Source organism: uncultured Subdoligranulum sp., from assembly GCF_937890665.1.
The window spans coordinates 1-11,324 of sequence record NZ_CALADU010000265.1; the positions used below are offsets into that span (position 1 = coordinate 1).

The 11,324-nt window shown below is 61.0% G+C and carries 10 protein-coding genes and 1 pseudogene; all 11 read left to right on the plus strand.

Annotated features, from left to right (window positions below; genetic code table 11):
- Positions 1 to 488 (plus strand): annotated as a pseudogene (locus Q0526_RS14715) (phosphoglucosamine mutase); the annotation flags it as partial.
- A 16-nt stretch (positions 489 to 504) separates the two neighbouring features.
- Positions 505 to 1,368, plus strand: a complete 864-nt coding sequence (locus tag Q0526_RS14720) for a class I SAM-dependent methyltransferase (RefSeq protein ID WP_298735140.1) — start codon at positions 505 to 507, stop codon at positions 1,366 to 1,368.
- A 4-nt stretch (positions 1,369 to 1,372) separates the two neighbouring features.
- Positions 1,373 to 2,218: an energy-coupling factor transporter ATPase gene (locus Q0526_RS14725; RefSeq protein WP_298735142.1), complete on the plus strand. Its 846-nt coding sequence runs from the start codon at positions 1,373 to 1,375 to the stop codon at positions 2,216 to 2,218.
- Positions 2,219 to 2,306: 88 nt separating this feature from the next.
- Positions 2,307 to 3,182 carry an energy-coupling factor transporter ATPase gene (locus Q0526_RS14730; RefSeq protein WP_298735144.1) on the plus strand — a complete coding sequence of 292 codons (876 nt, stop codon included), beginning with the start codon at positions 2,307 to 2,309 and terminating at the stop codon, positions 3,180 to 3,182.
- Complete coding sequence (locus Q0526_RS14735) at positions 3,183 to 4,001, plus strand: energy-coupling factor transporter transmembrane component T (protein ID WP_298735147.1); 819 nt, start codon at positions 3,183 to 3,185, stop codon at positions 3,999 to 4,001.
- A complete protein-coding gene (gene truA / locus Q0526_RS14740; protein WP_298735150.1) occupies positions 4,001 to 4,750 on the plus strand; it encodes a tRNA pseudouridine(38-40) synthase TruA in 750 nt (249 codons plus the stop codon). Before Q0526_RS14735 ends, truA begins: the two co-directional genes overlap by 1 nt.
- A gap of 45 nt (positions 4,751 to 4,795) precedes the next feature.
- The gene (locus Q0526_RS14745; RefSeq protein WP_298735153.1) at positions 4,796 to 6,136 is read left to right on the plus strand and encodes a DUF5711 family protein; all 1,341 of its coding nucleotides are present in this window, start codon (positions 4,796 to 4,798) and stop codon (positions 6,134 to 6,136) included.
- A gap of 31 nt (positions 6,137 to 6,167) precedes the next feature.
- Positions 6,168 to 6,827, plus strand: coding sequence for a CvpA family protein (locus tag Q0526_RS14750; RefSeq protein ID WP_298735155.1), 660 nt, complete (start codon positions 6,168 to 6,170; stop codon positions 6,825 to 6,827).
- Positions 6,828 to 6,958: 131 nt separating this feature from the next.
- A complete protein-coding gene (locus Q0526_RS14755) occupies positions 6,959 to 9,262 on the plus strand; it encodes an ATP-dependent Clp protease ATP-binding subunit (protein WP_298735157.1) in 2,304 nt (767 codons plus the stop codon).
- A gap of 18 nt (positions 9,263 to 9,280) precedes the next feature.
- Positions 9,281 to 10,267, plus strand: coding sequence for a hypothetical protein (locus Q0526_RS14760; protein ID WP_298735159.1), 987 nt, complete (start codon positions 9,281 to 9,283; stop codon positions 10,265 to 10,267).
- Positions 10,268 to 10,281: 14 nt separating this feature from the next.
- Complete coding sequence (locus Q0526_RS14765) at positions 10,282 to 11,217, plus strand: AraC family transcriptional regulator (RefSeq protein WP_298735162.1); 936 nt, start codon at positions 10,282 to 10,284, stop codon at positions 11,215 to 11,217.
- Positions 11,218 to 11,324 lie beyond the last annotated feature (107 nt).

Genomic DNA, 11,324 nt, shown 5'->3' on the forward strand with positions numbered 1-11,324 from the left:
TGGAGGCGCAGGGCATCGAGACCGCCCGCACGGCGGTGGGCGACCGCTATGTGCTGGAGGAGATGCGCGCCCGCGGCTACGCCATCGGCGGCGAGCAGAGCGGACATGTGATCTTCCTGCACCACTCCACCACCGGCGACGGCGAACTGACGGCCGGCAAGCTGCTCAAGGTGCTGGCCCGCAAAAAGGCCGAAAACCCCGCCGCCAAGATGAGCGACCTGAACGCGGTGTACACCAAGTTCCCGCAGGTGCTTATCAACCTGACGGCCAACAAGGAACAGAAACAGGCCTACAAAGAGGATGAATACATCGCCGGCTTTATCGAGAGCCAGCAGCAGAGCCTGATGGGTATGGGCCGTGTGCTGGTACGGGTCTCGGGTACCGAGCCAAAGATCCGGGTCATGGTGGAAGGCGAGGACCATGCCGCCATCCAGACCAGCGCCGAGCGCATTACGGATATGATCCGCCAGCGCATCCTCGACAAGTAAGGAAGGAGAATCGCCTATGCGCCCTGCCGATAGCTGGCGGGATTACGAACTGCTGGACGCCACCAACCACAACCGGCTGGAGCGCTGGGGCAGCACGCTGCTGATCCGCCCCGACCCGCAGGTCATCTGGAAAAATGCCGAGGCCAGCCCCCTGTGGGCCAAGGCCGATGCCATCTACTACCGTTCCGCCAAAGGGGGCGGCCAGTGGAATTACCACAAAAAGCTGCCCCAGAAATGGCAGATTCACTGGCAGGACCTGACGCTCATCGTCAGTCCTACCGGTTTCAAACACACCGGAGTTTTCCCCGAACAGGCTGTCAACTGGGCGTGGTACCAGCAAAAGATTCAAGCCGCCGGCCGGCCCATCAAGGTGCTGAACCTCTTCGGGTATACCGGCGGTGCCACGCTGGCCTGTCTGGCCGCGGGGGCCAGTGTGACCCACGTGGACGCCAGCAAAGGCATGGTGGCTTGGGCGCGGGAGAATGCCGCTGCCAGCCATCTGGCAGACCGGCCCTGCCGCTGGATCGTGGATGATTGCGCCAAGTTTGTCCAGCGGGAGATCCGCCGGGGCAATCGGTACGACGGCATCATCATGGACCCGCCCAGCTATGGCCGCGGTCCCAACGGCGAGATCTGGAAACTGGAAGACAACGTCTACGACCTGATCACCCTGACCGAGCAGGTCCTCAGCGATGATCCGCTGTTTTTTGCCATCAACTCCTACACCGAGGGCCTGAGCCCCGCGGTGATGGAATACATTGTCAAGACGACCCTCTGCCCCGTGCAGGGGGGGCGTACCCACTGCGACGAGATCGGTCTGCCGGTCTCGGCCACCGGCGGCGTGGTGCCTTGCGGCGCCACCGCCATTTGGGAGAAGTGATTCTATGCCTACCGAAACACCCATGCTCCGCGTGCAGGATGTGAAATTCCGGTATGACCCCGACCAGCCCCGCTTTGCGGTGGATGGGGTCACGATGGACCTGCACCGCGGGGAATTTGTGGCGGTGCTGGGTGCCAACGGCTGCGGAAAAAGCACGTTGGCCAAGCACCTGAACGCCATTTTGCTGCCCGAGACCGGCACTGTGCTGGTGGAGGACATGGACACCCGCAACGAGGAACACCTTTATGACATCCGCCAGAAGGTGGGCATGGTGTTCCAAAACCCCGACAACCAGATCGTCGCCACCATTGTGGAGGAGGATGTGGCTTTTGCGCCGGAAAATTTGGGCGTGCCTCCCGCCGAGATCCGCACCCGCATTGATGAGGCCATGAAACTGGCGGGCATCTACGAAAAGCGGGACGCCGCCCCCTATAAGCTGTCGGGCGGCCAGAAACAGCGGGTGGCCATCGCCGGCGTCATCGCCATGCGGCCCGACTGTCTGGTGTTGGACGAAGCTACCGCTATGCTGGACCCCCACGGCCGGGGACAGGTCATGCGCACCATCCGCCAACTGCGGGAGGCGGGCATCACCATCGTATCCATTACCCACTATATGGAGGAAGCCGCTCAGGCCGACCGAGTGCTGGTGATGAGCCGGGGCCGCATCGTTATGGAGGGCACCCCCGAGCAGGTGTTCAGCCAGACCGAGCGGCTGCACAGCTACCATCTGGATGTGCCGCAAGCCGCCGAGCTGCGGGACGCACTGGTGGATGCGGGCATCGATATGCCGGAGAATGTCATCACCCCCGACCGCTGTGCCGAGGAACTGTTCAAACTGCTCAAGGACTAAAACCGGCGTACAGACGCCGTGTCCCACGAAAGGCAGAAACGGCACCGGCGACTGCGCCGGGCGGTATTCTGCGGGAAAGGAAACAACTGTGTCAGAGATTATCCGTGTAGAACATCTAAAGTATGTATACAACCCGGGCATGCCGGATGCCACCACCGCCTTGGAGGATGTCTCCTTCTCGGTGGAGGAAGGGGATTTTGTAGGCATCATCGGTTCCACCGGCAGCGGCAAGTCCACTTTAATCAGCCATTTCAACGGGCTGAACCGTCCCACGTCGGGCCGGGTGCTGGTGGACGGCAAGGACCTGTGGGCCCCCGGTGCCGATTTGCGCTCCTTCCGGTTTTTGGTGGGGCTGGTCATGCAGTACCCCGAATACCAACTGTTTGAGGAGACCTGCGCCAAGGATATTGCCTACGGCCCCCGCAACATGGGGCTGGATGAGGCCGAGGTCCAACGCCGCGTCAAGGAAGCGGCCGCCTTTGTAGGCCTTAGCGACGAACTGCTGCAAAAAAGCCCCTTTGAGCTGTCCGGCGGTCAAAAACGCCGGGTGGCCATCGCCGGTGTCATGGCCATGCAGCCCCGGGTTCTGGTGCTGGATGAGCCTGCTGCCGGTTTGGACCCGGAGGGCCGGGATACCATTTTGGGCCAGATCAAGGCCTACCACGAAAAGACCGGCATCACGGTGCTGCTGGTGAGCCACTCCATGGAGGACATCGCCAAGTATGCCAACCGGGTGCTGGTGTTGCATAAAGCGGGCATCGCTATGTACGACACGGTGGAAAACGTCTTTGCCCGGGCACAGGAACTGCTGGAACTGGGGCTTTCGGTGCCGCAGGTGACCCAGATCTTCCTGAAACTGCGCAAGATGGGGCTGGACATCCCCACCGACGTCTATACCATCCCCTATGCGGTCAAGACGATCCAAAAGGCGCTGGCCGCCAAACAGCACAAGGGGGTGGAGTAAATGCTCAAAGATATTACCATCGGGCAATACTATCCCGGCCGGTCGGTGCTGCATAGCTGCGACCCCCGCCTTAAACTGGTAGCCACCATCGCCTACATCGTGGTGCTGTTTGTGGCGGCCAATCCGCTGGGCATCGGGCTGTCCCTGCTGTTCTTGGCGGTGCTCTACCGGGTGGCCAAGATCCCCGGCAAGATGATTCTGCGCAGCCTCAAACCCATCGTGCCCATCGTTATCTTTACGGCGGTGCTCAACCTCTTCTTCGTTACCGGACAGGGGGAGCCGCTGGTGCACTTCTGGGTGTTTAAGATCTACGCCGAGGGCGTGCGCTATGCCATCCTTTTGGCGGTGCGTGTCTGTGCTTTGATCGCGGGTACCAGCCTGCTGACCTACACCACCAGCCCCATCGTGCTGACCGATGCCATCGAGAATCTGCTCCGTCCGTTGGAAAAGGTTCACTTTCCGGTACACGAGCTGGCCATGATGATGACCATTGCGCTGCGGTTTATCCCCACCCTCATCGAGGAAACCGAAAAGATCATGAACGCCCAGAAAGCCCGGGGCGCCATGTTGGACACCGGCAGCTTTACCCAGCGCATCAAGGCATTGGTCCCCATTTTGATTCCGCTCTTCATCTCGGCGTTCCGCCGGGCCGATGAGCTGGCCATGGCTATGGAATGCCGCTGCTATCACGGCGGCGAGGGCCGCACCCGTTTGAAGCAACTGCGGTTCACCGCCACCGATGTTCGCTGTGCTGTGGTGCTGGTGGTGGCGCTGGCCATCATCGTTTCCACACGTTTTTATGTGCCGGGGTTGGTGTGATGACCTATCTTTTGTGGATTGCCTATAAAGGGACCAACTACGCGGGATTTCAGGTCCAGCCCAATACCCCTACGGTGTGTGCGGCCTTGCAGGACGCCATGCAGGCGGCACTGGGCAGCCGCCCCGATGTAAAAGGCTGCTCCCGTACCGATGCCGGCGTTCATGCGCGGCGTTTCGCGCTCAGCTTCTGTTATACTGGCAAGGTCCCGGCGGATAAGATCGTGCCGGCCCTCAATGCCCACCTGCCGCCGGACATCCGGGCGCTGGCGGTGCAGCCGGTGGCCGAGGGGTTCCATGCCCGCTACGCTGCCCACGAAAAAACCTATTGCTACCATATCCTCAACGGGCGCATCGACGACCCCTTTACGGTGGATACCTGCCACCGCATCGCCCAGCCGCTGGATCTGGCCGCTATGCAGGCCGCCGCGGCGCAGTTCGTCGGCACCCATGATTTTTTGGCGCTCTGCGCGTCGGGATCTTCGGTCGCTGCCCACGGCGATACCGTGCGCACCATCTCGCGGTGCACGGTCAGCCGCAGCGGTGACCGTTTTCTCATTACCGTCACGGCCGATGGATACCTGTACAATATGGTGCGCATTCTGGCCGGGACGTTGGTGGAAGCAGGCTTGCATAAGCGGACGGCGGATTCCATCCCTGCCCTGCTGCAAAGCCGGGATCGGCGCAAGGCTGGCCCTACGCTGCCCGCCAAAGGCCTGTTTTTGGAGGATGTGACCTATCCGGAACGGTAACCCTCCGGGCCAACGCTCATATTTTGGAAAGGAGGGAAGCCCCTTATGAACAAAGCAGAAAAGGAACGGCTGGAACGCCGCAAGCGGATGCTGGCTCGGGAACAGGGGCATACCTCCACCAAGCCGGTGCCCGGTACCAGTGGGGACCTTGGTCTGCGCACGCCGCAGCCGGTCCACCGCAGTGAGCCCACGGCCGAGCCGCCGTCCAAAACCCAGACGACCAGCAACCTTAAATCTCTCACGCCGCTGCTCAAACAGCGGCAGCGCCGCCGCAATCTCTTTGTGGCGGGGGTCATCGTCTTTGTGGCGCTCTTTATTGCCATCTTTACGGGGGCCATGTCGGCTTCCATCGCCCTGTTGGCCGATGGGGTGGACAGTCTGACCCTCTACCTGAATCGGGGCAGCGGCGGCTGGCCGGTGGATACCGGCATCAGTGAGCCGCTGCAAATTGAGGAACTGGCCGGCGGTTTTGTGGAACTGGGGAGCGAAGATGTGGTGGTCTATTCGGCCTACGGCAGCCGGGTACGCAGCTTCCAGCCCGGCTATGCCCGCCCCGTCTTGGCGGTGGGGGGCACCCGGTTCGTGGTGTACAACCGCGCCGGCAACGAATTGCAGATTTCCAGCCGGACGCGCAGCCTGTTTACCCGCACGTTTGACGAGAGCATCCTGCTCTGCGCCATGTCCAACAACAACACGCTGGCCGTGGTCACCGAATCCGGCCGGTATACCGCCCAGCTACAAATTTTCGACCCCTCTTTCAATCAGACGTATAGCTGGCAGATGACCCAAAACGAGGGCACCCCCATCGCGGTGGAGTTCGCCCCCGACAACCGCCGCTTTGCCGCCGGTACGCTGGCGGCCCGGGACGGGCAGTTGAGCTGCACCGTCTATTTCATGGATACTGCCGAAACAGAGGAAGGCCCCGCCTATCAGGCTACACAGGGCAGCATGCTGCTTCTGTTGGATTGGCAGAGCGACAGCCGGGTGGTGGCGGTCTTCGATACCTATATCGCAGTGTTGGATCCCCGCACCGCTACCGAGACTGCCCGCTATGACTTCGGCGGTGCTACCCTGCAAAGCGCAGCGCCGGGTCTGCGTCAGACTGCGCTGCTGCTGAACATCCGTGGCGGCAACAGTCTGGTGACCTTTGATTCCGACCTGACCCCGCTGGCCGAGATTCCGGCCCGACAGGCTTTCGGTGTGACGGCAGCCGACACCGAACTGTATCTTTTGTGCCCCAACGCCGTGGAGTGTTACAGCTACGACGGTGTGCAGAACTGGACACGGGACGATTTGGCGGCCCATCCGTTGGCGGTGCTGAACGCCGACCAAACGCTGGTATTCACCGGCAGCCGGGTGGAGGTACTGACCGAACCCGACGAATGAGCAAAAGCAAGGAAAGGACTTTGTACGTACTATGGCTTGGATCTATGATCTGGTATTTTTGATCGTGTTTGCCTTTGCGGCGGTGGCGAGCTGGCGCAAGGGATTCTTGGCAAGTCTGACCGAACTGGTTGGCGCCGTGGTGGGCGTGGGGGTGGCTGTTTGGGCCAGCCGCAGCCTGTCGGTGCCTATCTATGAGCAGTTCGTCAGCGGCTCGGTGTCCGAAAAGGTGGAATCCGCCGTGGCTCAGTCCGGCGGGGATCTGGCCGCCGCTGTGCAGGCTATGGACTTCCTGCCCGACACCGTGCGGGATACGTTGGCCCAGTTGGTGCAGGGGGCGGGCAACGCCCTGCCCGAGCAGATCACCACCGCGCTGGAACCCATTCTGCTGCCCTTTGTACAGGTGCTGCTCTTTGTGGTGCTCTGCATGGTGGTGCGGTGGGTATTCCGGCTGTTGGTAGGGCTGCTGCGCCATGTGAACGGTGTGCCGCTGCTGGGCGGTGTCAACCGGCTGCTGGGGCTGGTGCTGGGTCTGATGACCGGTGCGCTGGACTGCTGGCTGCTGGCACTGCTGCTCTGGTTTGCGGCCAGTGTTACCGCCGGCTTGCTGGAATTTTTGACCCTGTCGGTGCTGAACCAGAGCGTGGGATACAGCTTCTTTGGGGCATTCAATCCCTTCCTCGTCCATTATTAAGCAACGTTCAACAGGAAATGAAAAAATTCTGAACATTCCCCGCCATAGCTTGCAAAAGCGGGAGGTTCGGCTGATAATAGAACCATTGAAACTTTGACAAGCACCAGCTTTTTTATAGAGAGGTGAAGCCTATGCTTTGTGTACGCTGCAAAAAACGTACCGCAGTGGTCTTTGTGCAACGAATGGATAACGGAAAGCCTGTGCAGGAAGGGTATTGCCTGACCTGTGCCCGGGCAATGCACATCCAGCCCGTAGAGGACTTGATGAAACAATTCGGTATGTCCGATCAGGATTTGGAAAATATGGAGGAACGGATGAGTTCCTTCTTGGAGGAAGCCGCCGAATCCGGCGCGCTGATCCCAACCGGGGAGGATGCCCCCGAGGAAGGCGCGCAGGACGATTTTGTGCCCGGCGGTTCGCCGGTGTTTCCCTTCGGGTTCGGCGCCCAGCGCCAGAACGGGGAAGAGGGAAAGGCACCCAAGAATGGTAAAAAGGAGAAAGCGCCCCGCCGCAAATTCCTTGACACCTACTGTGAGAATCTGACCCAGAAAGCCCGGGATGGCAAGACCGACCGGATCATCGGCCGGGATCGGGAGATCTACCGTACCATCCAGATCCTCTGCCGCCGTCAGAAGAATAACCCCTGCCTCATCGGCGAAGCCGGCGTAGGCAAGACCGCCATTGCCGAGGGCATCGCCCAGCGCATCGCGGAGGGCAATGTGCCCGCCCGCCTGCAAGGCAAGGAAATCTTCCTGCTGGATATGACGGCTCTTATTGCGGGGACCCAGTTCCGCGGCCAGTTTGAGCAGCGGGTCAAGGGCCTGATCAGTGAAGTCAAGGCTGCCGGCAACATCATCCTGTTTATCGACGAGATCCACTCCATTGTGGGTGCCGGAGATTCGGACGGCGCTATGAACGCCGCCAACATCATGAAACCGGCCCTCTCCCGGGGACAGGTGCAGGTGATCGGCGCCACCACCTTTGCCGAATACCGCAAATATATCGAGAAGGATTCCGCATTGGAACGCCGTTTCCAGCCCGTCAAGGTGGAGGAACCCTCCCTTCTGGATACCATCGAGGTGCTCAAGGGCATCCGCATCTACTACGAGAAGCACCACTGTGTCCGTGTGCCCGACCCCATTATCACGCAGGTGGTGAAGCTGTCGGAACGCTATATCACCGACCGCTTCCTGCCCGATAAGGCCATCGACCTGCTGGATGAATCCTGTGCCTGCTGCAACCTGCGCCATCCCGAGATCACTGAGTTGATCGAGGCCCAGCGCCGGGTGGCAGAACTGGAAACGCAGGAACATGATCTGGAAAATCCCGACCCCCAGAACGGGCAGGATACCGCCATCGACTACGAGGCGCTGGCATCCGTAAAAACCGAGCTGGCCCAGAAGCGGGAAAAGCTGCCCGCGCTGCAGCTGCGGGTGGCCGAGATCGAGGTCACGCTGGACGATGTGGCGCAGGTGGTGGAACTGTGGACCGGCATCCCTGCCGTCAAGATCAAGGAAACCGAGTACGGCCGCCTGCAAGGGTTGGAAGAGGCTCTCAAGGCCCATATCATCGGGCAGGACGAGGCGGTTCACGCCGTGGCAGGGGCCATCAAGCGGGCTCGTGCCGACCTGTCGGGCCGTCATCGCCCGGCCAGCTTCATCTTTGTAGGCCCCACCGGTGTGGGCAAGACCGAACTGGTCAAACAACTGGCCAACCAGCTCTTTGACACGGTGGACCCGCTGATCTCCATCGACATGAGCGAATATATGGAGAAGTATGCCGTCTCTCGTCTGATCGGTTCGCCTCCGGGCTATGTGGGCTACGATGAGGCCGGTCAGCTCACCGAGAAGGTCCGCCGTCATCCTTACAGCGTGGTGCTCTTTGACGAGATCGAGAAGGCTCATCCTGATGTAATGAACATCCTGCTGCAGATTCTGGACGAAGGCAAGATCAACGACGCCCAAGGCCGCACGGTGGATTTCTCCAATACCGTGATCTGCATGACTTCCAACGCCGGTTCCACCGACCAGAGCGGTGCCACCGGTTTCGGCAAAAAGCTGGAAGTGGCCAGCGCCGATAAGAGCCTGAAGGCTTTGCAGGAGTTCCTGCGTCCCGAATTCCTTGGCCGTGTGGATGAGGTCATCACCTTCCATCCCTTGAGCGAGGAAAACCTCGAGAAGATCGCCGCCCTCATGCTGGACGAATACAAGCCCGGCCTGACGGCCCATGGCATTACCCTGACCTACGATCAGGCGGCGCTGGCGGCCATTGTGGCCCAAAGCTCCACCAAGTACGGTGCCCGGGAGCTGCGGCGCACCATCCGCAAAGCGGTGGAAGATCCCATCGCCGAAGCGTTGGTGGATGGCCGTCTGGGTACTGCCCCGGCCACGGTGGCCTTGGCGGATGTGGACGGCAAACTTCAGTTGAAACTGTAAACAAGACAGGGGACGACGATGAAAAAACGCCTTGCTGCGCTGCTTTTGTCCGCCTGCCTGCTCTGCGGCTGTGTGCCCCACCGGACGGTGCAGACCCTGCCCGAAATGCCTTCGGTGGAAGAACCTTCCCCGACCCCGCCGCCCCAGACCGAACTGCTTCCCCAAGGGGAGCAGGAACTGTACGGCAGTGTGGGTCTGTTGGAAGAGCCCACGGTGCTGGTCAGCGTCTACCTCAACGATGCAGCCACCGGCAGCATCTGGACCCGGGAAGCCCGGGCCGAGGCCCAGCAAAGTGTGGCCATGGCGGTGGACTGGATCACCCAGCAGGCCGCCTTGTATGGGGTGCAGGCGCAGCTATCCTATGACGATGGCAGCGACAACAGCCCGCTGAGTTATACCTATTCGCTGCATTCCCGGCTGCGGGGCGGCGTGAACTCGGAGGAGAGCAACGATTTCCTCGATGAGATGGACATGCTCTGTGCCACGCTGGACACGACGGACTTGCAGAACCGATACGGCACCGACCGTATCGGGTTCCTGCTCTTCCTGCCGGTGGACGGCACCTCCTTCACGATGGCCCACTATGCCGAGGACGGCGCCAACTTTACCTATGAATATTGCTGCATCTACCGGTACGATGCCTATGCCACGCAGGCCGAGCCGGAATCTCCGGCAACATTTGCCCATGAGATTTTGCATCTCTTCGGGGCGCCCGACCTGTACGAGGGCAGCAGCGACCCCTATGTGGATGGGGAGCTGACCGCCTATGTGGAGCAGACCTACCCCGACGACATCATGCTCAGCACCTATGCCGAGGATGGCAGCAACGTCTATACATCCATCGATAAGGTCATCAGCCCGCTGACGGCGTACTGCATCGGGCTGGCGGACAGTTGCCCGGAATTGGCGCTGTTCCCCCAGTTGGCCGATGTGGAACCCGGGGTGTTCCGCTACGGCAGCGGCACCTCGGATTACTGGCCGGACAGTGGCGTGGTGGCCGTCTAACAAAGGAGGCAGCCATGGAACGCCCCGAGGATTTCCCCCTGCGCATCGAAGCGGTGCCGGCGGCTTGGGCTGCCGAGCGCCGTCCGGAAGAGGACTTCTCCCACAGACAGACATCCGTTTGGCAGTTGGTCTATGTGCGGGCCGGTGCGGTTGAGGAATATTGCAACGACCGGTGGGTACGGCTGCGGGCCGGTGGAATCCTGCTGCATCAGCCGGAGGAAATCTTCGGCATCCGGTGTTTGGGGGAACTGCCGCCCGAAGTGCTGCGTGTGGATTTTCAATGCGGGTCGGCGGTCATGGACCGGTTTCGGGGCATGGTGTTCCACGCCGAACCGGCCGAGCAGAACGACCTGAACTGGTTGATCAAAACGACCGCGGAACTCTACGACGGACCTGCCGCCCCCGGCGACAAGCCCACCCCCCGGCAGGAAACAGCCTTTGGGGCGCGGCAACAATATGCCATCCATCTGGAAAACCTGCTGATCCTGCTGGCACGGCGCTGCAAGCGCCCCCGCAAACCCACCCTGCGGGTGCGGCGGGAACGCCGCCAAACGGCACTGGTGGAAGCGGCCCGGGCTTACTTTGCCCAAAACCTGACCCGAGAGGTGAAGGTGGACGAGGTCTGCACCGCGGTGGGCTGCAGCCGCACCCAACTGCAGCAGGCTTTCCGCACCCGGCTGCGCCATACCGCGATGGAGGAATTTGCCGCCATGCGGCTGGATTATGCCGCCCAAATGCTGGCCCGGGGCGCCACCCCCGGCGAAGTAGCCGCCGCCATGGGCTATTGCTCGGGGGCGTATTTCAGCCAAAAGTTCCGTGCCGCCACCGGCAACACCCCCAGCGCCTACCGGCGTATGCAGCAGGGGCTGCCGGCACGCCGTCAAAATCGGCAACAAAAAGATAAAGAGGCACCGAAAACGTCTATTCCAGAAACTGAGCAGAAAAAGTAGAATGATAAGTAAGGAACGGACCACCGAGGCCCGTTAAAAAGCAACAAGAAAACATAAAGGAGACGATTGGTATGGCAATTTTGGTTAGCGGTGGCGCCGGCTATATC